The sequence below is a fragment of the Nocardia farcinica genome (assembly GCF_001182745.1).
GTDB classification, from domain to species: Bacteria; Actinomycetota; Actinomycetes; order Mycobacteriales; family Mycobacteriaceae; genus Nocardia; species Nocardia farcinica.
This window is the reverse complement of record NZ_LN868939.1, coordinates 1,966,180-1,990,404: the sequence shown is the minus strand read 5'-3', so window position 1 is coordinate 1,990,404 and position 24,225 is coordinate 1,966,180. Positions and strand designations below refer to the sequence as shown.

General features: G+C 68.7%; 21 protein-coding genes. 9 read left to right on the top strand and 12 right to left on the bottom strand.

Annotated features, from left to right (window positions below; genetic code table 11):
- Positions 1-103 precede the first annotated feature (103 nt).
- The gene (locus tag AMO33_RS25935) at positions 104-1,858 is read left to right on the top strand and encodes an exonuclease domain-containing protein (protein ID WP_060594604.1); all 1,755 of its coding nucleotides are present in this window, start codon (positions 104-106) and stop codon (positions 1,856-1,858) included.
- Positions 1,859-1,963: 105 nt separating this feature from the next.
- Here AMO33_RS25935 and AMO33_RS25930 read toward each other — a convergent pair whose 3' ends face one another.
- Together AMO33_RS25930 and AMO33_RS25925 are read right to left on the bottom strand one after the other, a co-directional pair.
- Positions 1,964-2,557, bottom strand: a complete 594-nt coding sequence (locus AMO33_RS25930; RefSeq protein ID WP_060594603.1) for an RDD family protein — start codon at positions 2,555-2,557, stop codon at positions 1,964-1,966.
- Between the two features lie 181 nt (positions 2,558-2,738).
- Complete coding sequence (locus tag AMO33_RS25925) at positions 2,739-3,581, bottom strand: TetR/AcrR family transcriptional regulator (protein ID WP_159033824.1); 843 nt, start codon at positions 3,579-3,581, stop codon at positions 2,739-2,741.
- On the opposite strand from AMO33_RS25925, the gene AMO33_RS25920 reads away from it, so the two are divergent.
- Positions 3,567-4,094 carry an SRPBCC family protein gene (locus tag AMO33_RS25920; RefSeq protein WP_060594601.1) on the top strand — a complete coding sequence of 176 codons (528 nt, stop codon included), beginning with the start codon at positions 3,567-3,569 and terminating at the stop codon, positions 4,092-4,094. The two genes, AMO33_RS25925 and AMO33_RS25920, sit on opposite strands and share 15 nt — an antisense overlap.
- 369 nt (positions 4,095-4,463) lie before the next feature.
- Here the strand turns inward: AMO33_RS25920 and AMO33_RS25915 are convergent, their stop codons facing one another.
- The 6 genes from AMO33_RS25915 to AMO33_RS25890 form a co-directional block, all read right to left on the bottom strand.
- Entirely contained in the window at positions 4,464-4,994 is a 531-nt protein-coding gene (locus tag AMO33_RS25915) for a DUF2247 family protein (RefSeq protein WP_060594600.1), read from the bottom strand.
- Positions 4,991-6,322 carry a hypothetical protein gene (locus tag AMO33_RS25910; RefSeq protein ID WP_060594599.1) on the bottom strand — a complete coding sequence of 444 codons (1,332 nt, stop codon included), beginning with the start codon at positions 6,320-6,322 and terminating at the stop codon, positions 4,991-4,993. The genes AMO33_RS25915 and AMO33_RS25910 overlap by 4 nt, the downstream gene beginning before the upstream one ends.
- Positions 6,319-6,627: a WXG100 family type VII secretion target gene (locus tag AMO33_RS25905; protein WP_060594598.1), complete on the bottom strand. Its 309-nt coding sequence runs from the start codon at positions 6,625-6,627 to the stop codon at positions 6,319-6,321. The genes AMO33_RS25910 and AMO33_RS25905 overlap by 4 nt, the downstream gene beginning before the upstream one ends.
- A 21-nt stretch (positions 6,628-6,648) precedes the next feature.
- On the bottom strand, positions 6,649-6,963 hold the full coding sequence (locus AMO33_RS25900; protein WP_060594597.1) for a WXG100 family type VII secretion target: 315 nt from the start codon (positions 6,961-6,963) through the stop codon (positions 6,649-6,651).
- Positions 6,964-7,404: 441 nt separating this feature from the next.
- A complete protein-coding gene (locus AMO33_RS25895; RefSeq protein WP_060594596.1) occupies positions 7,405-8,760 on the bottom strand; it encodes an FAD-binding oxidoreductase in 1,356 nt (451 codons plus the stop codon).
- Positions 8,757-9,509, bottom strand: a complete 753-nt coding sequence (locus tag AMO33_RS25890) for a PIG-L deacetylase family protein (RefSeq protein WP_159005579.1) — start codon at positions 9,507-9,509, stop codon at positions 8,757-8,759. The genes AMO33_RS25895 and AMO33_RS25890 overlap by 4 nt, the downstream gene beginning before the upstream one ends.
- Positions 9,510-9,645: 136 nt before the next feature.
- Here AMO33_RS25890 and AMO33_RS25885 point away from each other — a divergent pair, with 136 nt between their 5' ends.
- Positions 9,646-10,809 (top strand): helix-turn-helix transcriptional regulator, encoded by a 1,164-nt coding sequence (locus AMO33_RS25885; protein WP_060594594.1) that lies wholly within the window; start codon positions 9,646-9,648, stop codon positions 10,807-10,809.
- Positions 10,810-10,964: 155 nt separating this feature from the next.
- Here the strand turns inward: AMO33_RS25885 and secA are convergent, their stop codons facing one another.
- Complete coding sequence (secA, locus tag AMO33_RS25880; protein WP_060594593.1) at positions 10,965-13,778, bottom strand: preprotein translocase subunit SecA; 2,814 nt, start codon at positions 13,776-13,778, stop codon at positions 10,965-10,967.
- 355 nt (positions 13,779-14,133) lie between these two features.
- Between secA and AMO33_RS25875 the strand changes: the two genes are divergently transcribed.
- The 6 genes from AMO33_RS25875 (at position 14,134) to bluB (ending at position 21,024) form a co-directional block, all read left to right on the top strand.
- Entirely contained in the window at positions 14,134-15,540 is a 1,407-nt protein-coding gene (locus AMO33_RS25875; RefSeq protein WP_060594592.1) for a WS/DGAT/MGAT family O-acyltransferase, read from the top strand.
- A gap of 40 nt (positions 15,541-15,580) precedes the next feature.
- Positions 15,581-16,090: a DUF6912 family protein gene (locus AMO33_RS25870; RefSeq protein WP_011211136.1), complete on the top strand. Its 510-nt coding sequence runs from the start codon at positions 15,581-15,583 to the stop codon at positions 16,088-16,090.
- A gap of 119 nt (positions 16,091-16,209) precedes the next feature.
- Positions 16,210-17,346: a ferredoxin reductase gene (locus tag AMO33_RS25865; protein ID WP_011211137.1), complete on the top strand. Its 1,137-nt coding sequence runs from the start codon at positions 16,210-16,212 to the stop codon at positions 17,344-17,346.
- A gap of 48 nt (positions 17,347-17,394) precedes the next feature.
- Positions 17,395-18,849 carry a fatty acid desaturase family protein gene (locus tag AMO33_RS25860; protein ID WP_060594591.1) on the top strand — a complete coding sequence of 485 codons (1,455 nt, stop codon included), beginning with the start codon at positions 17,395-17,397 and terminating at the stop codon, positions 18,847-18,849.
- 88 nt (positions 18,850-18,937) lie between these two features.
- Positions 18,938-20,188: a fatty acid desaturase family protein gene (locus AMO33_RS25855; protein WP_060594590.1), complete on the top strand. Its 1,251-nt coding sequence runs from the start codon at positions 18,938-18,940 to the stop codon at positions 20,186-20,188.
- Positions 20,189-20,370: 182 nt separating this feature from the next.
- Positions 20,371-21,024, top strand: coding sequence for a 5,6-dimethylbenzimidazole synthase (bluB, locus tag AMO33_RS25850; protein WP_011211140.1), 654 nt, complete (start codon positions 20,371-20,373; stop codon positions 21,022-21,024).
- A 78-nt stretch (positions 21,025-21,102) separates the two neighbouring features.
- Here the strand turns inward: bluB and AMO33_RS25845 are convergent, their stop codons facing one another.
- The 3 genes from AMO33_RS25845 to AMO33_RS25835 all read right to left on the bottom strand — a co-directional run bounded on the left by AMO33_RS25845 (position 21,103) and on the right by AMO33_RS25835 (position 24,139).
- Positions 21,103-22,395, bottom strand: a complete 1,293-nt coding sequence (locus AMO33_RS25845; protein WP_011211141.1) for an acetyl-CoA C-acyltransferase — start codon at positions 22,393-22,395, stop codon at positions 21,103-21,105.
- 143 nt (positions 22,396-22,538) lie between these two features.
- The gene (hpf, locus tag AMO33_RS25840) at positions 22,539-23,243 is read right to left on the bottom strand and encodes a ribosome hibernation-promoting factor, HPF/YfiA family (protein ID WP_060594589.1); all 705 of its coding nucleotides are present in this window, start codon (positions 23,241-23,243) and stop codon (positions 22,539-22,541) included.
- A 251-nt stretch (positions 23,244-23,494) separates the two neighbouring features.
- Complete coding sequence (locus tag AMO33_RS25835; protein WP_060594588.1) at positions 23,495-24,139, bottom strand: ComF family protein; 645 nt, start codon at positions 24,137-24,139, stop codon at positions 23,495-23,497.
- Between the last annotated feature and the right edge of the window lie 86 nt (positions 24,140-24,225).

Sequence of the window (24,225 nt, the reverse complement as noted above, 5' to 3'; positions counted from 1 at the left end):
GCCCCACCACCGAGGCAGGGGATCACCCGCCGCCACAGCCCGAATTACTTGCGGGTCAACAGATTTGCACCCGCTTCCCGCCGTGATGCGGTATACCCTTCGCATGCCGCGCACAGTATCCATGCTCCCCGACCATCGGCTGGGCGCGTGCGCCCTGGTCGACCTGGAGACGAGCGGCCTCGCTCCCACAGTCCACCGGGCGTTGTCGGTCACCGTGATCACCGTCGAGGACACCGGCGTGGTCTCGGGTGAATTCCACACCCTGCTCGACCCCGGTTGCGACCCGGGTCCGGTCCACATTCACGGACTCACGCCCGAACGGCTCTCCGGCGCCCCGAAGTTCGAGGACGTGCAGCAGACCCTGGAGTCACTACTGCGCGACCGCTTGCTGATCGCACACAACGCCGGTTTCGACTACGGCTTCCTCGACCAGGAGTTCCGCCGGTGCGGCGGCAAACTGCCGGTGTCGCGCCGGATGTGCACCCTCGCGCTCGCCCGCCGGGTCGCGCCCCCAACTCCGGATCGGCGCCTCGCCAGCCTCGCAGCACACTACGGGGTGGTCCAGCGCCGCTCCCACGATTCCCTCGATGACACGCGGGTGCTCTTCGGCGTGCTGCACGGTCTTCTCGGAGACGCCCGGCGAATGGGGATCGACCCGCCGGTCCTCCCCTGCTCACCCGCGCGCGCGACCACCGTCCGCTACGACCGCGCCCGCGTCGGCCCCAAGCCGCCTTGCCCCTACGTGAATCCGGGGCGCTTCGAGCCCGGGAAGCCTCTCGTCCAGGGCATGCAGGTGGCGATCACCGGCTCTACCCGCCGCACCCGTGCAGAACTCGTCGCGTGCGGTGATGAAGCCGGACTCAACATGGTCGGCTCGGTCAGCCGCCGCACCAGTCTGCTGGTTACCAACCAGCCTCTCGGCTCGTCCGCCAAGGCCCGCCGCGCAACAGAGCACGGCACGCCGACCATCGATGAAGAGGAGTTCGTTCGACTGCTGAGCGCCGTGCAACCCGGCGACACCGCTGCGCCCGTCACCCGAGCTCGATCGGCCCCACGCAGGACGCCGCCGACTGCGCCGGGACCACTGGCGGGCCGCCGCATTCTGGTCGTCGGCGGCGCGCACGAGGAAGCGGCGCTGGCGCGCACAAGGATCGGCGAACTGGGCGGGTCGGCCGCGGTCAACCTGTCCGCTACCGTCACCGATATCCTCGCGCTGGCCAACGCGACATCGGACCGGCGGTTCCCGAGAATCCTCGAACTCGGACTCCCCATTCACGGACCCGAGCTGTTCACCGCGAACGGGACCGCGTCGGTCGGACGCCTCGACGATCCCCAGAACTTGGTACGCGGTCAGGTCATCGATCTTCCGATCGAAACCTCAGGTCACGAGTGGACGTTCCAGTTCTCGTGGTCCCAGAGCGTCACCCGGGAGGTCGACCTCGTCGCCTTCGTTCTCGGCGAATCGGACCGCGTTTCTGCCGACGAGGATTTCGTCTTCTACAACCAACCGCAGAACGAGTGCGTCCTCCTCACCACCGACGGCCCGAACGAGCAGCTGATCACGCTTCGTCTCGACGCCGTCCCCGGTCACTGCCGCCGCATCGTCCTCGCGGCTGCCCTGGACGAGGCCGAGGCCACTTTCGCCGACCTGGGTCCCATAGAAGTCGAAGCAGCCCCGGGCCCCGATGCTGCCCCGATCGCCCGAACAACGCTCGATGCGGCGACGACCGAACGCACACTTCTCTTGCTCGAGGTCTACCTGCGCGGCGAAGCGTGGCGCCTGCGGTCGGTCGGCCAGGGCTACGACACCGGTCTCGCCGCACTGGCTACCCGCTTCGGCGTCGACGTGGAGAACTGACCGGACACATCTCCTCGCACATGAAACCACTACGGCGACCCGGGGCACACACGGGCAGCGTCATGATGGACCCGACCGCCATGTCGTCCGCTCAAGGCGACGCGCTCAGAGTCGCTTCGACAGGTCGACGCGACCGGGCAGAACCATCGGAAGATCGGTCGTCCAGACAATCTTGCGCTTTTCCGCGCGCACGACTCGACTTCCAGTAGCCAGGTCGTGAAGCGCCCGTCGGCCGTTGACCGGCATCGCAGCCAGGATCAGACTCAGCAGCAGGCTCAGGAGACCGACGAGAGCGATCGTGTCGAGCGCGCCGGACTCGGGAATGCTTCCGGACAGGGAAAAGAACACGAACGGCAAGAAGATGATCAGCATCCGCGCGGTAGCCGCCCGGAGGGAGAGCTGCGGGCGCGCCCACTCGCCGGCTGGTACCACACGAAGTCCGAGCAGCCCCTTGCCCAAGGTCTGCCCGCCCCGCCGGATCAACAGGAAGACCTCCAGACCCACATACGCGAGGAAATAGCAGAACGCGACGCAGGCAGCTGTGATCACGCCCTCCTGCGCCTCGCCTGACGTGGCCACGACGACGGCGTAGATAATCGAAACCGGAACCGCGATCACGAAGGTCAACACCAGAGCGAACAGCAGATCGATGATTCGAGCGACCAATCGGCGGATGAACGGAGCGGGTTCGTACGACATCAGACCTCGAATTATGTTGCGCGGCAATGACCAGCTGGTGCGGGCACACTATCGAAGTACGTCGCCGTTGTCAGGCGATTGATATTCGGCGAGCATCGGGCCGCGCCACAGACTCACAACCGGGGTGCGTCGAGCACGCGGAGACCCTCGGTACGGACCGCGCCGGAGCACACAGTTCGGGTCAACCACCGTCCCCCGAGCGCTTTTCGATGAGGACTTCTATGCCGTCGAGCAGGCGTTCGAGGCCGAACTCGAATGCCTCGTCGGTCCAGAACCGGCCGTTGCGGGCGGATTGCGCGGCGAGTCCGATGCGCTGTGCCAAGGGGAACGGGTCACCCTCGGCGATCGGCTCGAGTGTCGGCATGACCTCCTGCCACCACTGCGCGTCGTCGAGGCCGGTCGCGTCGCGTTCACGCCGTAGCGAGTTCTCGATCCGGGTCATGCCCGCCACGTGGAGCAACAGCTGCGTGAGGACTTGATCCTTTTCGACGTCGCTGAGCGGCGTCGCCTCGAGCGGGGCGAGTTCGTGATCGCGCTTGCGCAACTCGTGGGGTCCCATGAGCGAACGAACGACCTGGAGTTCGTGCAACCAGGGGTGCGCGAGACCGAGGGCCCGATTCGCGTGCGCGACCTCGGTCAACCCCGGCCGCCACGCCAGCCGTCCGGGCCGCTTGTCCGACGGGTACATGTCGCGGTAGGCGCGGTCGACGACGAGCGCGACGAGGTCGTTCTTGTTGCCGAACGTATAGGTCGCCATCGTTCGCACGCCGAGTCGATTCGCCACAGAGCGCATCGAAAGTCCTTCCGCGCCTTGCTCATCCAGAATCGCCGTCGCGGCCGCGACGAAATCCGCGATCGTCGCGCCGGAGCGGCCGACCCGCGTCGCGTCCTCACCCCAGAGCAGCGCCAGCGTCCTGTCGAATCGCACGTTGTCGAACACCTCCGCGTTGACAGTAGCCGAGGCGAAACGATACGGTGTATCGATACATTGTATCGTTTGGGAGTTCGCATGGAAGCAACCCACAGTCCCGCCTACCGCCTCGCCCGCACCGGGCAGGTCGTCCCCGACGCCCCCGCCGTAGCGGCGGGGACGATCGACATCGCCGCACCACGAGCGCGGGTGTGGCAGACACTCGCCGACGTCCGGAAGTGGCCGGACATCCGCGGCGACATCTCCCATATCGCCACCACCGGCCCCGCGGCCACCGCGCGCTCCTTCACCTGGCACGCCGACGGCGCCCCGGTCGTCTCGACCTTCGCCGTGGTCGAGCCGCCCACCCGACTCACCTGGACCACACACGACGCAGACCACGCGGGATTCTCGGCAATCGCGGTCTACGAGTTCGACGAGACCGACGCCGGCCACACCCGCATCCGCTGCCAGGAATCCATGGACGCCACCGCCATCGGCCTCCCCCTCGACAACGAAACACTGACCGGCCTCATCCAGTCCTGGCTCGACGGACTGAAATCGCTCATCGAACAGCGAGGCGCTACGGAGCCGGATAGCGGGTCAGCCGAACACGGAGTTCAGTAGCAGGGCGGTCCTATTCTGCTGCGCCACTTCGACGTTGGCCGGTGCCGCCGCAGCCCCAGCACGACACCCAGGTGCCCACTTCGTAGTGGCCTCCGCTGCCGCCGCAGCGGGGGCACGGGGCAATGCGGAGTAGCAGTGCAGGGCGAGAGCGCCGCCGAGGTGGCGGAGTTCGGCGAACATCAGGCCGCTGCGCCAGGGTGCATTCACTGGACACGTTGAGTACTTCACCTGCAACGCGCCAGCGGTATCAACCATTTCGTCGAACCCTGGAACAGCGGCAGGACCTCACAGCACAATGCCCGACATCGTGCCAGCAATCTCGTGCTCGAGTTCCGAGCAGAGTGGCGGCAAGTGGGCGTTCGCCTCGGACTAAGCATCTTCCCGAGGGTCGTTCCGGGCGCCGGGCGTTCTCGACAAGAAGAATTCGGACCGGTTTTGTTCGAGATAGTCCTTCCAACGTTGACGAAGGCCCGGGTATCCGGGGACGCCGCCGGGGGGCGGCGGCATGAAGGTGACGAACTCCCCGACATCCTGCGGGTAACCGAAGTCGGCGAATATCAAATCGACGGTCTTGAACGGATCATCGAATTCTTCCTGGTTCTCGTGAACCCAAGCGAGTGCGAGATACGTCCACACGCGGTCATCACGGTCGATCAACTGGTCCATCAGCTCAGGGATCCGATCGAGCTCATCCGAGAGCAGCAGAGAGATCTCCTCCACGATACCCATCTTGGAACCGGAAGGCACAATACTCCCCAACGCCAACTCGACCACATCCGCGGATGATATCCATTGGTTGGTGTAGCCGTAATGAAGCTCTCCCGGAGTCAAGCGGGCCCAGTCGACGATGAAAGACGCCGGGATTCTGAATTTTGCTGTGTGCTCGATCGGATCACTCATGGCTTCGAAGGTATCCCGTTAATTGTTCCATTGGGTACAAACAACTGATGTGTAACCTTTCCGGTCTCGTCTACGATCCACTCGAAACGTCCAGCCTTCCCGTTCACCTCGCCCGGCATCTGGACCAGTGTATAGTGTTTCCCGTCTCCACCGACATTCTTGAACACAGTCGCGTTCTCCGCGATGTCGTCAACGGGCCATGAAGCGGCGCGATGATAGGGGTCGGGCTTCAGGCCGGATCCTGAGCGATCCGCGGCCTTGATGACCTCCTCAGCATCCTGCGGCGAGTCTATCTTCGTCGGAGATGTTCCAGGCGCTTTCCCGGCGTTCCTGACCTTTTCGAGGAGTTTGGCGGCGAGGTCTTTTACTCGCAGGATTATCTCTTTCGTCCTGGACGTTATACGTTCGAGGACAACGACTGTGCGGAGCGCCGCCGCATTGACCGCGATTTTGATGAGATCGGTGAATTTGTCGATGATCTTGGCAACTGCGGCTGCGGTTCTCGCCGCTACCGCAGCACCGCCGACGCCGAAACTCACGCACGAGGCGAGGACCGACAATGTGAGGCTCACGGTCACTTCGACAGCGATTTCCTTCGCGAGATCTCCGAGTAGTCTCTCGAGCTCTTTCCGCAGCGCGTCGTGAGCTGCTTTCTGGTCGCGGCAGGACTGGGCCATTTCGCCGTAGGCACCGGCGAGATCGAAGGCGGCGGTTTTCAGTTCACGGAGATCTTCGTCGATGAAATCGGCATCGGGCGAGGTGACCTGTTCGAACATCGCCGCAGCGCGTTCGAGTTCGGTCGCGACGGCGGCGACGGACTCGTGGGTGGACAGCGTGTGCCATACATCGGCGGCCAGTGACATCTTCGTCGTGTCGCCGTCGGGGATCGGTATTCCGACCTTGGCCGCGAGTTCGAGACCGTCGTCGAGCAGTCCGCGCCCGTCGCCGCCCGCAGAGGTCGGAAGGGTCGATATCAGCTCCAGAGCCGTGTAGCCGAAAGATGCTGTCAGGGTAGGCATCTGGGGTTCGGGCTGGCCGCCGGCGGGATCGTGATCGGCGAGGGCATGGTTGTAACCGGCCTGATTCAGGACTTGTGCGTAGCCGTCGAGCGCCATGGTGAGATCGAGCGATAGCTTCCACAGGTCACCTGCCTGCTGATCATAGGACTCTGCCCAGATCTTCCCGTCGCCGATACTGCCCGCCATCCCTCGTGTTTCGTCGAGAGACTGCATCTTGCTCTGAAACGCGCCGATGAAGCCGGCCGCTGCCCTGTTGCACGCGACGGCCGCGTCATAGTAGACCTGCGGCGCAACATCGAGCACCGTCATGACGGTGATCCACCGCGGCCGAGCATCTCCAGGTTCGTTGTCACGGCCGCGGTGTAGCGCTGATGTGCTGCGACGGCGGCGGCCTGCATATCACGGATTCCGTCGGTGACGTCCTGTGCGCCGATAAGCCAACGGGCGAAGGCATCATTCGCGGCGATGGCGGACGGGCCGTTCCAGCCTGCTTGCACGGCAGCGATCCGCTGCTGGATCCCTGCGAGACTGTCTTCGAGGAAGCCGACGAAACCTGCTACACGAGTGGTGATGTCGTCGAGCTCGGCCAGATCGACCCGGAACGGTTCGGTCATGCTGTTGTCTCCCACAGAAATCTACGGCAGATCGAGTGAACTGGTGTGCGTGGCGCGGTCGGTGTCGAGCTGGGTGTGTGTATCCGCGGTGACTCCCATGAGTTCAGCCAGAGTCGCGAGCGCGTCCAGAACCGTTTGCGCGCCTTGCCGGGTCTCCTCCCAGCCCGCCTGGTACGCAGTCGCAGACACACCGGTCCAGCCTTGTAAGAGAACGCCGATCTGCGAATCCAGAGTGCGGACTCCGTCGATCAATTCTTGGGCTGTCAGCTGCAAGTATCGCCCCGCGTCGCGCACCTCGGCCGGGATGACATCGAACGTCCCATCACCCTGCGTCATAATCCCCTCCGAGCCCCTGATACCGACAACCCTACCCCCTGATTCGCCGGTGCATGCTTACCTCATATCCTGGACGGACACTGTCGGACTCGAAGGCACCGCGAAACCAGCTCTGTCACTTCAACGTTGGCCGGTGCCGCCGCAGCCCCAGCACGACACCCAGGTGCCCACTTCGTAGTGGCCTCCGCTGCCGCCGCAGCGGGGGCACGGGGCAATGCGGAGTAGCAGTGCGGTGATTCGCATCATCGGTGGTCCCCTCCCTCGGAGCGATCGTGGCTCCGGGAGGATGCTCCCACGGCGGCGGTGTGTTGTCCCGCCGGGTGCGGCACGAGAGGACGCACGGCCCCGTCGCGGGGACCTGCCGGTGGCGCGCCGGTGGCCGGAAGACTCTTGCGGGAGGCACCGGTGACACCGGTGCCTCCCGACCCCTCGAAGTCGTTCCTAGAGCGCGTGATTGGCGACGAAGACCGCGCCGGGCGCGAGCCGGTCGCGCAGGTGGCACAGCTTCGCCCAGTCCTCGCCGTCGAACATGCGACCGCTGTCGACGCGGTTCTCGGTGAAGGTGGGGATGAGGTTGTGCCGGGACCAGGGGGCCATCGCCCGGACGACCGCGAAGGCGGCGGCGCGGCCCGCGACCGCGGCCTGCGGGGTGGGGGCCACGGCCACGCAGAGCAGGCCGTAGGTGCCGGGGATGTGGGAGAGGGCCCCGCCGTCGACGGCGGGGCGGGCGAGGGCGCCGCCGATGTGGCGGAGTTCGGCGAACATCAGTCCGTGGGTGGTGCCGTCGCCGACGTGGTCGAGCAGGGCGGTGACGGCGGCGGTGTCGAGGTCGCCGAGGACGCTGTGGTCGCCGACGGTGGGCGTGGGGGCGGGCGGGTCCATGTGGACCTGTAGGAGCGCGTCGGCGGGAATGCGGCCGAAGGTGTCGAGTTCGGGGGCGAGGGCGCGCAGCGGGGCGAGCAGTTCGGCGGCGTGCTCGTCGGTGGCCAGGATCGCGCCGTCGACGATGACGACGTCGCGGCCGGACAGGAACGGCGGGAGTTCGGGCAGCGGCGGGAAACTCATCACCCGCAACGCGGTGGTCACCGATTCGGGCGCGGTCTCGGTCCACGCCACCCAGGCGGGCACGACGTCGGCGGCGCGGGCGCGGTCCCACAGCAGCATGCCCGCGAACACGTCGGGGTAGGGCAGCAGCTCGAGTTCGAGGGCGACGACGACGCCGAAGTTGCCGCCGCCACCGCGCACGGCCCAGAACAGATCCGGGTTCTGTCGCGCGGAGGCGTGGACGAGGGTGCCGTCGGGGCCGACGACGTCGAGCGAGCGGACGGAGTTCACGGCCAGGCCGTGGGCGCGGCCGTAGAAGGACAGGCCGCCGCCGAGGACGTAACCCGCGACCGCGACATCGGGGGCGCTGCCGTGCAGGGCGGTGAGACCGTGCGGTGCGGTGGCGGCCAGGACGTCCTGCCACAGGGTGCCGCCGAGGACGCGGGCGGTGCGGGCGGCCGGGTCCACGGTCACCCCGGTGAGTTCGGAAAGCCGCAGCAGCACGACGTCGTCCATCGAGCGCTCGCTCAGCGCGCCCGCCCCGTGCCCGGTGCTCTGCGGCGCCACCCGCAGGCCCGCGGCGACGGCGGCGCGTACCACGGCCGCCACCTCCTCGGCCGTGCGGGGGACGGCGACGGCGGCGGGGCGCTGGTCGACGGCGGCGTTCCAGGGCATGCGGGCGGCGTCGTAACCGGGGTCGCCGGGCAGGTGCAGGGTGCACTGTGCGCGCAAGGGTTCGAGGGTGACGGTCATCGGAGGGCCTTTCGGTCGGTGGGGATCCAGCAGGTTCGGACGGGGCCGGTGGGCGGCGGGTCGATGCGGCGGAGCCGGTCGACGGCGAGGAAACCATGGCGCAGCGCGGGATTCATCGCGTCGAAGGGCGGCACCTGGGAGGCGTGCGCGCGGATCGCGCGTTCCCGCAGCGGCAGCAGGTCGGCGACGTCGACGACGTGGGTGATGTCGGCGTCGGGGGTGCCGTAGCGGTCGTCGCCGGTGAATTCGGTCATCAGCGAGCGCGCCAGGCAGAACAGGTAGGTGGCTGCCGGGCGGTGCGTCGCGATGTCGAGCGCGGCGAGGGTGGCGTCCCGCATGGCGGCGTGGTCGCGGTGGCCGTCGCTCGCGTCGAGGGTGACGACCACGTCGGGGCGGATCTCGTCGAGGTAGCCGGCGACGCGGTTCGCGAGCTCGGCCGGATCGGCGGCGGCGAGCGCGCCGGGGGCGGGTGCACCGTCGACGCCGGAGTCGCGGTAGCCGAGCACCTCGACCCGGTCGACGCCGAGCAGGGCGCAGGCGGTGCGCAGTTCGTGCTCGCGGACGGTGGGGAGTTCGGCGCGGGTGAGGCCGGAGCCGGGCGCGGGTTCGCCCAGTTCGCCGCGGGTCGCGCACACGACCGTGCTGCGCAGGCCGCGCCGGGTGGCGTGGGCGAGAACCGAGCCGCAGCCGAACGCCTCGTCGTCGGGGTGCGCGACCACGACGAGCAGGTGGGGAGCGGGGGAAGTCATGGCGACAACACTGCGGGCCACGCCCTCACCCGGCCCATCCCCGCGGACGGGGGAATCACGGCCCGGCGGTTCTGGGCCCCCGCCCACCCAGACATCTGGGATGGTGCGCGGGCGGGCCGGGGCGCACAATCGGTGCATGGCTCGAGGACTGACGGCGGCGCGGGTGCGACAGGATGTCGACGTGGTCGCGCGCGCCGGCCTCGACCTCGACACCTTTCTGGAGGAGGCGGTGGCCTCGGTGGCGCGGGCGGTGCCGTGGGTGAGCGCCTGCATCGCCACCCACGACCCGGTCACGCACATGCTCACCAGCGCCAGGAAGTACGGCGACCTGCGCGACAAGAACAGCCACGACCACGAGTTCGGGCTCATCGAGTACGGCACCGTGGAGCCCACCGCGTTCACGGAGCTGGCTCGCGCCGAGGTGCCCGCGGCGGGTGTGTCGCTGATGACCAACGGTGTGGTCGAGCGCTCCGGCCGGATGGCGAGCTTCATGAAGCCGCGGTTCGGGTTCGCCGACGAAGCGCGGCTGGCGTTCCGGGACGGACGCGACGTGTGGGGCGCGATGGCGCTGTTCCGCGGCGCGGACGACGCACCGTTCGACGAGGCCGAGGTGGATTTCCTCGCCTCGCTGGCGGCCCCGTTCGCGCACGGGGTGCGCACCGGGATGCTCTCGCGGTTGGCCGAATGCCGCCCGCCCACCACCGTCACCGGCCCGGCGGTGGTGATCGTCGGTCCCGACGACCAGATCGCGCAGATGAGCCTGGGCGCCGAACAGCGCCTGGCCGACCTCGACCTGGGTGTCGCGGGTGGCGATCCGCTGGCGCCGGTGGCGGCCCTGATCGGCGCGGCCCGGCGCTACGGCCGCGGAGAGACGACGGTGCCGCCGCGGTGCCGGTTACGCACCGGCAGCGGAATGTGGCTGGTGCTGCACGCCGGGCCGCTGATCTCCCGCGACGGCAGGCAGGGCGAGGTGGTGATCACCATCGAGGAGGCCAGGCCGCCGGAGATCGTGTCGATCGTCGTGGCGGCCTACGGCCTGTCCCCGCGCGAACGTGACGTCGTGCAACTGGTGCTGCAGGGCGTGGATACCAAGGAGATCGCCGCGACCCTGCACCTGTCGACCTATACCGTGCAGGACCATTTGAAGTCGGTGTTCGACAAGGCGAACGTGCGGTCGCGCCGCGAACTCATCTCGCGGGTCTACTTCGACCAGTACGTGCCGCGCATGGGCGCGGAACTCACCCCGACGGGCTGGTTCGTCGGAGCAGAGCACGAGGCGATCCACCGAGCCGGCGCCTGATTCGGCCGACGACCGCGCGGTCCTCCGTCCGGCGCCCGGACCCGCCGACGATCTCCTTCGGACGGGACATACGGGGGGCCACCGATGCCCGACCTCAGCACCCGGCACGAGCGAAGGCGCCCGGGAACTCCCGGGCGCCTTCGACGATTACCGCGTCAGTGCTTGCGGCGGGACTTCGGGCCGCGCTTGCCCTTGCCCTCGGCGCGGGCGGCCTCGCGACGTTCGCGCCGGGTGCCCGCGGCGGCCGGGGTGCCGCCGCCGTACTCCTCGACGTCGCTGTGCACGGACGCCCGCCCGCCCTCGTCGGGACCGATGTAGTTCAGTCCGCGGGGCGCCTGGTCGGTGATGCCCTTGGCCAGCAGCGGGGCCGGCGCCGCGGGGGCCGGCGCCGGGACGGCGGCACCGACCGGCGAACGCAGGCCGGGGTCGACGGACACGCCGGTGGGCTGGGGCTGCTGCACCTCGACCTGGAGGTTGAACAGGAAGCCGACCGACTCCTCCTTCAGGCCGTCGAGCATCGCGGTGAACATGTCGAAGCCCTCGCGCTGGTACTCCACGAGCGGGTCGCGCTGCGCCATCGCGCGCAGGCCGATGCCCTCCTTGAGGTAGTCCATCTCGTAGAGGTGCTCGCGCCACTTGCGGTCGAGCACCGAGAGCAGCACCTGGCGTTCGAGGTTGCGCATCGAGCCCTCACCGGCCAGCCCGTCGATCTCCTGCTCACGCTTGGCGTAGGCGGAGTGGGCGTCCTCGAGCAGGGCTTCGCGCAGTTCCTCGCGGCTCAGGTCGCGCGGTTCGCCGTCGAGTTCGCCGGTCAGTTCGCGATAGTCCAGGCTCACCGGGTACAGCGTCTTCAGCGCGGTCCACAGCTTCTCGAGGTCCCAGTCCTCCACATAGCCTTCGGCGGTGGCGCCATCGACGTAGGCGGTGATCACATCGGTGATCATGTTCTGGACCTGGCCCTCCATGTCCTCACCGCGCAGGATCCGGTTGCGCTCGCCGTAGATGACGGTGCGCTGCTGGTTCATCACCTCGTCGTACTTGAGGACGTTCTTGCGGATCTCGAAGTTCTGCTGCTCGACCTGGGTCTGCGCGCTCTTGATCGCCTTGGAGACCATCTTGGCCTCGATCGGCACGTCGTCGGGCAGGTTCAGCCGGGTCATGATCGCCTCGAGCGCGGCGCCGTTGAAGCGGCGCATCAGCTCGTCGCCCAGCGACAGGTAGAACCGGGACTCACCGGGGTCGCCCTGGCGGCCGGAGCGGCCGCGCAGCTGGTTGTCGATGCGGCGCGACTCGTGGCGCTCGGTGCCGAGCACGTAGAGGCCGCCCGCCTCGCGCACGGCATCGGCGTCGGCGGCCGTCTGGGCCTTGACCTGCTCGAGCGTCGGCAGCCAGGCGGCCTCGTACTCCTCCGGCGTCTCCACCGGGTCCAGGCCCTGCTTGCGCAGCAGGATGTCGGCGATGATGTCGGGGTTGCCGCCGAGCACGATGTCGGTACCGCGGCCGGCCATGTTGGTGGCGACCGTCACCGCGCCCGGGCGGCCCGCCTCGGCGATGATCTGGGCTTCCTGCTCGTGGAACTTCGCGTTCAGCACGCTGTGCGGGATCCCGCGGCGGGTGAACTGCTTGGACAGGTACTCCGAGCGCTCGACGCTGGTGGTGCCGATCAGCACCGGCTGGCCCTTCTCGTGCCGTTCGGCGACATCGTCGACGACGGCGTTGAACTTGGCCTCTTCGGTCTTGTAGATCAGGTCCGACTGGTCGACGCGGATCATCGGCTTGTTCGTCGGGATCGGGACCACGCCGAGGTTGTAGATCTGGTGCAGCTCGGCGGCCTCGGTCTCGGCGGTGCCGGTCATGCCGGAGAGCTTGTCGTAGAGGCGGAAGTAGTTCTGCAGGGTGATCGTGGCCAGCGTCTGGTTCTCCGGCTGGATCTCCACGCCTTCCTTGGCCTCGATGGCCTGGTGCATGCCCTCGTTGTAGCGGCGGCCCACCAGGATGCGGCCGGTGAACTCGTCGACGATGATGACCTCGCCGTCGCGGACGATGTAGTCCTTGTCGCGCTGGTAGAGCTCCTTGGCCTTGATGGCGTTGTTCAGGTAGCTCACCAGCGGCGAGTTGGCGGCCTCGTAGAGATTGTCGATGCCGAGCTGGTCCTCGACGAACTCCACACCCGCCTCGTGCACGCCGATGGTGCGCTTCTTGATGTCGACTTCGTAGTGCACGTCCTTCTTCAGCAGCGGGGCGATCCGCGCGAACTCGGCGTACCACTTGGAGGAGGCGTCGGCGGGGCCGGAGATGATCAGCGGCGTCCTGGCCTCGTCGATGAGGATGGAGTCGACCTCGTCGACCACGGCGAAGTTGTGGCCGCGCTGCACCAGGTCGTCCAGCGAATGCGCCATGTTGTCGCGCAGGTAGTCGAAGCCGAACTCGTTGTTGGTGCCGTAGGTGATGTCGGCGGCGTAGGCGACGCGGCGCTGCGGCGGGGTCATGCCGCCGAGGATCACCCCGACCTCGAGGCCGAGGAAGCGGTGCACGCGGCCCATCCACTCGGCGTCGCGCTTGGCCAGGTAGTCGTTGACGGTCACCACGTGCACGCCGTCGCCGGAGAGCGCGTTGAGGTAGGCGGGAAGCACACAGGTCAGGGTCTTGCCCTCACCGGTCTTCATCTCGGCGATGTTGCCCAGGTGCAGCGCGGCGCCACCCATGACCTGGACCTTGTAGTGCTTCTGGTTGAGCACCCGCCAGGACGCCTCCCTGGCCACGGCGAAGGCCTCGAGCAGCAGGTCGTCGAGGGTCTCACCGTCGGCGTAACGCTGCTTGAACTCGTCGGTCTTCGCGCGGAGTTCGGCGTCGGTGAGCTGCTCGTAGTCCGAGCCGAGCGCGAGGACCTCGTCGGCGAGATGGGCGAGCCGCTTGACCGTGCGACCCTCACCAATCCGTAGCAACCTCGTCAGTGTCAGCGCAGGCACGGGTCTTTTCAGTCCTCTGGTCGGTGTGTCAACTTGGCCCCCCTACAGGTCTCCGCCGGGCACGGCGGAATCCGCAGCACGGGTTCATCGTAGTCGCGTCGCCGCGCCGGGCGCGGGTGACCAGCGTCGACCACGCGGGCGGCCCGTTTCTCACCGTACCCTCGGTGGGCGTGGGGCGCGCCGGACCGGGGCTCGCCCGGCGGTCCGGCCGATCGCGCGCAGTGCTATGCAGGCGGGTGCTCGCTGTGATCGAATCGGAGCATCATGCCACCACAGCGGGCCCTGGTGACGGTGTACGCGGTGACGGTGTGCGCGGATCAGGCGTGGCACGGCATCGGAAGGAGCATCGGGCAGCGTGATCACGAGACTGACGCCGCAGGACGCGGCGTTCTACCGGCTCGAGTCGAGCAGCAATCCGATCCACATCGGCTCCCTCGCGATCCTCGCCAGCCCCGAATCCGGCGACGACCTCGACTACGACCGCCTGGTCGACCTGGTGGAGAGCAGGCTCCCGCTGGTCCCCCGCTACCGGCGCAAGGTGCGGGAGGTGCCGCTGGCGCTGGGCAGGCCGGTGTGGGTGGAGGACAGCCGCTTCGACATCACCTATCACATCCGCCGCTCCGCGCTGCCGAGCCCGGGCACCGAGGAGCAGCTGCACGAGCTGGTGGCCCGCCTGGCGTCGCGCCCGCTGGACCAGAGCAGGCCGCTGTGGGAGATGTACCTGATCGAGGGCCTGGCCGGTGGCCGCAGCGCGATCTTCACCAAGAGCCATTCGGCACTGGTCGACGGCGACGAGGCGCTCGAGATCGGCCACGTCATCCTCGACACCAGCCCCTCGCCGCGCGAGCTGGCCGATTTCGCCTGGGAGCCACCGCGCGAACCCACCGACATGGAGTTGCTGCTCGGCGCGCTGTCGCGGCTGGCCGCCACACCGCGTGAGGCGGTGACGGTGGTCCGCGAGTCGAGCGCGCAGGCGTTCGCGATGGTCGGCGCGGCGGGCCGGGCGGTGGACTCGGTCGTCTCGGCGGTGCGTTCGGTGGCCGCGGGCGCACCACACAGTCCGCTCAACGCACCCACCTCGCGGCACCGCCGCTTCGATGTGGCGCGCACCGATCTGGCCGACCACCGCAGCATCCGCAAGCGGTTCGACTGCTCGATCAACGACGTCATCCTGGCGGTGGTGACCGGCGCGCTGCGCAATTGGCTGCTCTCGCGCGGCGAGGGCCTGCTGGAATCGAGCACGCTGCGCGCGGTGGTGCCGATGTCGGTCTATGTCGACGACGACGGAGCCGACCGCGTCGCCCCGGCCAGCGAGGTGTCCTCGTTCCTCATCGACCTGCCGGTCGGCGAGCCGAATCCGGTGATGCGGCTGTCGCACATCTCGCACGCCACCGAGGCCAACGGCAGGCACCACCGCGGGGTGCGCGCCCGCACCCTGGTGCACCTGGCCGGATTCGCACCAGCGAGCCTGCATGCGATGAGTGTGCGGGCGGCGAGTACGTTCGCAGAGCACACGTTCAATCTGGTGATCACCAACGCACCGGGTCCGCAGCAGCCGATGTACATCGGCGGCGCGCGGATGCTGGAGATGTATCCGGTGTCGCCACTGCTGCGCAATCAGGCCTCGAGCATCGGGATCACGTCCTACGACGGACGCGTCTTCTACGGGCTCAACGGTGATCGCGACGCGATGGCCGACATCGGCGTACTGGCCGCCGCGGTGCACGAATCCTTGGAGGAGATGCTCGGTGCCTGCGCCTGAGAAGAACACCCTGCGCGTCTACCTGCCCGCGACGGTGCCGATGCTGCGCCGCCTGGTCACCGAGCGCGAGATCTTCCCGTTCGGCGGCACCGCCTTCGCCGTCACCCCGGCGCTGCGCGAGGCCTACGCCTCCGGTGACGACGAGGAACTGGCCGAGGTGGCGATGGGCGAGGCCGCGCGGGCCGCGCTGCGCCTGCTGGCCGCCGAGCGCGAGGACGCCGCCGAGGCGCCCGAGGACGGGTCCGGCGACGCCCCCGGCAGCCCGGTGTACCGGCGCGCGGTGGTGGCCGCGGACGTGACCGGGGCCAAGCTGCGCCCGGACCTGGACGACGCGGTGGTCAAGCTCGCCGGCCCGGTCGGTTACGACCGGATCGCCTCGGTCCACGTCGACCTGGCCGAGGCCGAGCCGGCGGTGGCCAAGGCCGTCGATGTGATCGATGCCGCGGATCTGGGCGACCCCGACGCGGAGTTCGTGCTGGGTGACGCCGAGGACCACCAGTTGGCCTGGTACGCGCCCCAGGAGCTGCCGTTCCTGTTGGACCTGCTCTGAACGGGACCGTGTAGCTGCTGCGAACGACCACAACGCCGCGTAACCTACGATGCCGTAACCTGGCTGGGGACGGGGCCGACGACGAGCGGCTGGACGAACAGAAAGACGAAACGGCACCGATGGTCCTGAAGAATGTCCGTGACTGGCTGGAGGCTCCGGCGGCGAGTGTCGCCGAGCGCGGAGGTCGGCTCAACGTGTTGCGCGGCGCCGTCGCGCGGGTGACCACGCCGCTGCTGCCCGACGACTACCTGCACCTGGCCAATCCGCTGTGGTCGGCGCGCGAGCTGCGCGGTCGCATCATCGACGTGCGCAAGGAGACCGCGGACTCGGCCACCATCGTGATCAAGCCGGGGTGGGGTTTCGACTTCAAGTACCAGCCCGGCCAGTACATCGGCATCGGTCTGCTGGTGGACGGGCGCTGGCACTGGCGGTCGTACTCGCTGACCTGCCCGCCGGACTGGAGCTCGCCCGAGCACGGCGGCAAGAAGGTCATCTCCATCGCGGTGAAGGCGATGCCCGAGGGCTTCCTGTCCAGCCACCTGGTCGGCGGTGTCGCACCGGGCACCATCGTGCGGTTGCAGGCGCCCCAGGGCGGCTTCGTGATGCCCTCCCCGCCGCCGCCCAAGGTGCTCTTCCTCACCGCAGGGAGCGGCATCACCCCGGTGATGTCGATGCTGCGCGCGATGGACCGGCGCGGTGGCATGCCCGACGTGGTGCACCTGCATTCCGCGCGCACCGAGCAGGACGTGATGTTCGGCGCCGAGTTGCGCGCCCTGCACGAGCGCCGGCCCGGCTTCACCTCGCACCTGCACCTGACCGGCGAGCACGGCAAGTTCGCGCTCGCCGACCTGGACACGAAGTTCCCGGACTGGCGCGAGCGCGAGACCTGGGCGTGCGGCCCCGCGGGGCTGCTCGACGAGATCGAACAGCACTGGCAGGCCGCCGGCCTCTCGGATCGGCTGCACGTGGAGCGGTTCGAGGTGGAACGCTCGGCGGTCGGCGAGGGCGGCACGGTGACCTTCGGCAAGACCGGGCGCAGCATCGAGGTGGACGGTGCGACCAGCCTGCTGGAGGCGGGCGAGCAGGTGGGCGTACAGATGCCGTTCGGCTGCCGCATGGGCATCTGCCAGACCTGCGTGGTGACAGTGGCTTCCGGGCACGCGCGCGATCTGCGCAACGGCGAGGAGCGCCGCGAGGGCGACAAGGTGCAGACCTGCATCTCCGCCGCGGCCGGTGACTGCACCCTCGACGTCTGAGCGGCGCGTACCCTCGACAGCAACGTCCAGCCACAGAAGGGACTGGCGGTGGCCATCACCGATATCCAGGCATTTTCCCACCTCACCGACGCCGACATCGAGGCGCTCGGGCACGAACTCGACTCCGTGCGCCGCTCGATCGAGCTCTCGCGCGGCGAGCGTGACGCGAAGTACATCCGCCGCACCATCGCGGCCCAGCGCGGCCTGGAGGTGGCCGGTCGCGCGGTGCTCTTCGGCAGCCGCAACCGGTGGGCCTGGCTCACCGGCACCGCCCTGCTCTCGGTCGCCAAGATCATCGAGAACATGGAGCTGGGCCACAACGTCAGCCACGGCCAGTGGGACTGGATGAACGACCCCGAAATACATTCCACCACTTGGGAATGGGACATGACGGGCCCGTCGGCGCAGTGGCGGCGCGCGCACAACTACTCCCACCACACCTACACCAACGTCCTGGGCAAGGACGAGGATCTCGGCTTCGGCATCCTGCGGATGACCAGGGACGAGCCGTGGCGCCCGATCCACCTGGTGCAGCCGCTGGCCAACCTGGTGCTGGCGGCCACCTTCGAGTGGGGCATCGCGCTGCACGACTGGAGCATCGAGAAGGTTCTGACCGGCACCCCGGCGTGGGAACTGCGCTCCAAGCCCAATCGTGATTTCGCGCGCAAGATCGGCCGCCAGGTCGCCAAGGATTTCGTGATCTACCCCGCGCTCACCGGCCCGGCCTGGAAGTCGACGCTGAAGGCGAACGCCACCGCCAACCTGATCCGCAACCTGTGGGCCTACGCGGTGATCTTCTGCGGCCATTTCCCCGACGGCGCGGAGAAATTCACCATCGAACAGCTCGAGGACGAGACACCCGCAGAGTGGTATCTGCGCCAGATGCTGGGCAGTGCCAATTTCAAGGCGGGCCCGGCGATGGCGTTCATGAGCGGCAATCTCTGCTATCAGATCGAGCACCACCTGTTCCCCGATCTGCCGAGCAACCGGTACCCGGAGATCGCCGAGCGGGTGCGCGAGTTGTGCGACAAGTACGACCTGCCCTACACCACCGGCTCGCTGGGCAAGCAGTACCTGCTGGCCTTCCGCACCATCCACAAGCTGGCCCTGCCGGACCGCTTCCTCAAGCGCACCGCCGACGATGCCCCGGAGACCTCCTCCGAGCGCAAGTTCATCGGAATCACGTTGCCGCACACCGAGCGATGGGGCGAGCACAACCGGCTGATCACCGATCCGGTGACCGGCAAGCGGCGCGGCCTGCGCTCGGCACTGCACGAGGCGAAGATCGCCCTCGAGGAGAAGGCGCGCCACGAGAAAGAGGTGTTGCGCGAGGCCAAGCGGGCGCTGAAGGACAAGGCCGCTCACGAGCGCGCGGCGCTGCGCGAGGCGGGCACCGCGCTGCGCGACAAGGCACGCGAGGAGCAGGCGACGCGCCGGGCGAATCGGCGCGGGCGCGGCCGGATCCGCCTGGGCGGCTTCGGGATGCGCGGCCGCCCGGCCTGAATTATCATTCGCCGATCACAATCGCAATGCGGGATTTACCACAGACGTCACAACCTACGGTCTCGTAACTTACGGTAGTGTAACCGGCATGGCGATCTCGGATGTCAAGGAGTACGCACACCTCACCGAGGCCGATGTGGAGGCCCTGGGTGCGGAGTTCGACGCGATCCGACGGGAAATCGAGAGTTCACGCGGCGAATCGGACGCGCGCTACATCCGCAATGTCATCAGGCTGCAGCGCGGCCTCGAGATCAGCGGTCGCGCCATCCTTTTCGCCAGTCCCTTCCGTCCGGCGTGGCTCGCCGGAACCGCCCTGCTCGGCGTGGCCAAGATCATCGAGAACATGGAGATCGGCCACAATGTCATGCACGGGCAGTGGGACTGGATGAACGACCCGGAGATCCACTCGACCTCGTGGGAGTGGGACAACACCGGCCCGTCCAAGCACTGGAAGCACACCCACAACTACCTGCACCACAAGTACACCAACGTCCTCGGCATGGACGACGACATCGGCTACGGGCTGCTGCGGGTCACCCGCGATCAGCGGTGGAAGCCGTTCAACCTCGGCAACCCGGTCTACAACCTGATCCTGCAGCTGATGTTCGAATACGGCGTGGCCATCCAGCATCTGGAGCTGGGCAAGCTGGCCGCCGGGCGCTACAAGCCGGGCACGCCCGAGCGCGCGGAGTTCGAGCGCAAGCGCCGCGAGGTGATCAACAAGGTCGGCAAGCAGGTCCTCAAGGACTACGTGATCTTCCCGGCGCTCACCGGCCCGGCCTGGAAATCGACGCTCACGGCGAACCTGGCCGCCAACATGATTCGCAACGTCTGGTCCAACGCGGTGATCTTCTGCGGCCACTTCCCCGACGGCGCGGAGAAGTTCACCAAGGAGGACATCGACAACGAGACGCAGGCCCAGTGGTACCTGCGCCAGATGCTCGGCAGCGCCAACATCTCCGGTGGTCCGCTCATGCACTTCATGACCGGCAACCTCAGCCACCAGATCGAGCACCACCTGTTCCCGGACCTGCCGAGCAACCGGTACGCCGATATCGCGGTGCGGGTGCGCGAGCTGTGCGACAAGTACGACCTGCCCTACACCACCGGCTCGCTGCCGGTGCAGTACTTCAAGGCCTGGCGCACCATCCTGAAGCTCTCGCTGCCGAACAAGTACCTGCGCCACACCGCCGACGACGCCCCCGAGACCGCCTCGGAACGCCGGTTCGGCGGCAACACCACCCCGACGATCGACCCGGTCACCGGCAAGCGCCGCGGCCTGCGCACGGCGCTCGCCCAGGGCAAGCGGCGGCTGCGCCGCCGCGCGGTCACCGCCTGAGCCGGGTCAGCGCCCGGAGACGGCAGCGCACGCGTCACCACGCAGGGCGCCCCGGCTCAGGCCGATCCGACACCGCCTGAGCCGGGTCAGCGCCCGGAGCCGGCAGCGCACGCGTGACCACGCAGGGCGCCGGTGCCGACCGGCGGGTCCGCTTCGCCGGTCGGCCTGGTTGACTGGCAGCCGTGAGTGCGGATCAGGTCAGCGTCTACGACGCCATCGCGCGGCGGCGGGACGTGCGGGCGGAATTCACCGGGGAACTCGTCGACGACGCGGTGCTGTGGCGGATACTCGAGGCCGCGCATCGGGCGCCGAGCGTCGGCAATTCCCAGCCGTGGGATTTCGTGGTGGTGCGCGAGCCTGCCACGCTGCGGCGCTTCGCCGATCATGTCGCCGAGAAGCGGGCGGAGTTCCGCGCCGCGCTGCCGCCCGAGCGCGCGGCCACGTTCGATCCGATCAAGATCGAGGGCATCGTGGAGAGCGGCACCGGTGTGGTGGTCAGCTACGACCACGCCCGCGGCGGCCCGCAGGTGCTCGGCCGCGCCACCGTGCCCGAGACCGGCCTGTTCTCCACTGTCCTGGCCATCGAGAACCTGTGGCTGGCCGCCACCGCCGAGGGCGTCGGCGTGGGCTGGGTGTCGTTCTACGATCCGGCGTTCCTGGCCGAGCTGGTCGGGCTGCCCGCGGACATCCGGCCGGTGGCCTGGCTGTGCGTCGGGCCGGTGCACGAGTTCCAGACCGTGCCGGATCTCGAGCGGTTCGGCTGGCGGGCCGGACGGCCGCTGGCCGAGGCGGTGCACCGGGAGAGCTTCGGCGGCGCACCGGCCGCCCGAGCCTGACCCGACGGCCGCGGCCGTGCGGCGGTCCGGTGGCGTGCGTGCTACGCCCGGCCCGCCGCCCCGCTCGCCCGGACCGGCTCAGACGCGTTCCAGTACCGCCGAGGCGCCGATGCCGCCCGCCGCGCAGATGCCGAGCAGTGCGGTCTGCTTGTCGGAGCGGGCGAGTTCGTTGGCCATGGTGGTGACCATCCGCGCACCGGTCGCCCCGAACGGATGGCCCAGCGAGACCGAGCCGCCGTGCACGTTGAGCTTGTCGATGTCGACTTCGCCGACGGCGGTGTCGCGGTCCAGGCGGGTCTTGGCCCACTCGTCGCTGGCGAGGGCGCTCAGCACCGACAGCGTCTGCGCGGCGAACGCCTCGTGGATGTCGACCAGGTCCACGTCGGCCAGCGTCATGCCCGCTGCGTCCAAGGCCCGGGGCATCGAGATCGCGGGGCCGATGAGCACCTGGTCGGTGGGATCGACGCTGACATAGCTCCAGGACCGGAAGGCGGCCAACGGGCGGTAGCCGAGGGCGCGGGCACGTTCCTCGCTCATCAGCAGCACCGCCGAGGCGCCGTCGGTGAGGGGGCTGGCATTGCCCGCGGTGACGGTGCCGCCCTCGGCGAAGACCGGCTTCAACCGGGCCAGCTTCTCGACGCTGGTATCGGCGCGCACCAGCCCGTCGCGGCTGATCTCGGCGCCGTCGGGGGTGCGCACCCGCAGCACCTCGTCGTCGAAGCGGCCGGATTCGATCGCGGCGGCGGCCCGATGGTGCGAGCGCGCGGCGAACTCGTCCTGTTCGGCGCGGCCGATGCCGTGGATGCGGGCCATCTTCTCGGCGGACTCCCCCATCACCTCGCCGGTGGTGCGTTCGGCGATGCGCGGCCTGCTCGGCAGGATGTCGGTGAACGGCGCCAGCTGCGCGGCCGCCGACAGATAGTCCTTGAGCTTGGGCTTGCCGAGCGCGATCGGCGCCCCGGCGTGCACCAGCTTCTGCGGCAGCTTGATCTCGGCGTTGGAGGTGGAATCGCTGCCGCCGGCGATCATCACGTCGTATTCGCCGCGTTCGATGGCGGCGGCCGCGGTGGTGACGGCCTGGAGTCCGGACGCGCACGCCCGCGTGACGGTGTGCCCCTCGCAGCCGGGGTCGAGCTTCAGGTCCAGGGCGATCTCGCGCGCGATGTTGGGCGCGGCGCTGGGCAGGATCACCCCGCCCCAGACGATCGCCTGCACCTGGTCGCCGGGCAGTGCGGTGCGCTCGAGCAGGCCGCGCACGGCGGCGTCGGCGAGCGCAATCGAGTCCATCTTCGTGAAGTCGGTGAAGGCGCGCACGAACGGGGTGCGCGCACCCGCCACGATCACGGCGCGCCGAGAGGCGGTGGAAGCCATCGGAATTCCCTTTCCCACATCGAACAGCTCCCCCCGAACTTACTCTGAAGTAAGAAGCGCGGCCAGGGTTTGCCCGGAACCCGGACATGCGACCGGCCCGCCGCCGGGTGGCGGACGGGCCGGAGGGGCGAGCGACCGGGCGACTAGGCGAGTCGGATCAGGCCGTAGTCGAAGGCGTGCCGCCGGTAGACGACGGACGGCCGGTCGGTCTCCTTGTCGTGGAAGAGGAAGAAATCGTGCCCGACGAGCTCCATCTGGTAGAGGGCGTCGTCGACGGTCATCGGGGTCGCCGAGTGGACCTTGGTGCGCACGATGTGGCCGGGGCCCTGGTACTCGCGCTCGGCGGGCTCGAACTCCCGCTCCTCGTCGTGCCGGTGCGCCGGCTCGGAGCCGTTGCGCGCGAACAGCGTCTCGTCGACGAGGTCCGCGGTGGCCTCGGCGACCGAGACCGGGGTCTTCTCCCCGTAGTGCACGCGGCGGCGGTCCTTGGTGCGGCGCAACCGGCTCTCCACCTTGGCCGTCACCGACTCGAGTGCGGCGTAGAAATTGTCCGCGCACGCCTCGGCGCGTACGACCGGGCCCTTGCCCCGAGCGGTGATCTCCACCCGCTGGCACGCCTTACGCTGGCGGCGGTTGCGTTCGTGGAAGAGTTCGACGTCGAAGATGAAGATCGTCGGATCGAACCGCTCGAGCCGAGACAACTTGTCGGCCACGTGAATTCGGAAATGGTCGGGTACCTCGACATTGCGGCCTTTCACCACAACCTCGGCGCGGGTGGCCCGTGGCCGCTCCGCGGCCTCCTCGGGCACCGAAGGATCTGTCACTGAAGGTCGTGAAGAAGTCGTCACGCGTACCTCCCGGATCTGGCCGCACAGACCTTTTCGCGTGCGGCGGGGTTGAGCCGTGCCGAGCTGAACCGATTCCGGCGAACACGGGCACCCGAGGTGCTGATGCGGGCTCCTTCCTGCCCGTCGACGCCGGGAAATCACACGGCACGAAGTTTCCGAGGCGCCACCTCCAAACTCCCGGTTCGGGTGTGTGACCGCGACGGTAGTACGACCGCGAGCCGTCCGCCACTGTTCACGCAAATTTCCCCGAGTCAAGCAGCACACGTCACCAAAATGGCCCGCACGGGCAGGCCTGAGCACTCGAGCGCGCGTACCGACTCCGCGGCCGTCGCGCCCGTGGTCAGCACGTCGTCGACCACCACTACCTCGGCATTCGCGGCCGATCGGGCCGCGCCCGGTGCCGCACGCGACACCCATATCCGGCCGCGCAGGTTGTGCCTGCGCTCACCCGGCGACAGGCCGACCGAATCCTGTACACCACGCCACACCCGCAACACAGGAACGAGCTGGCAACCATCCAGCGATCGGACGGCAACCGCCGCCGTGCGCACCACCGGATCACCACCGCGCCTGCGTGCCGCGGCCCGGCGGCTGGGCGCGGGCACGAGCAGCAACGGCACGCCCGGTGTCCGCAACCGGCGCAGGGCACCCGCCATGGCATGTCCCAGCGGCGCGGCGAGATCGGTGCGGCCACGTTCCTTGAGCGCGAGGACGGCCCGCCGCGCCGGCCCGGCATATCGCGCCACGGCCCAGCACGGCACGCCCGGATCGGTGCGGGGACGCAGCCGCAGCGGCGGTCCGGCCAGCGCGGTCGCGCACGCATCGCACCACGGCGTGCCGGGACGCCCGCAACCGCCACACGCCACCGGCAGGACCAGATCGAGGAGGGTTCGCATGGGCACCAGCGTGCCCGGGAGGGCGGTTGCCCGCGCCGCGCCACGACCGTGTTGTGCACAGTTCGGCCGTTGTCCACAGCCGCGCG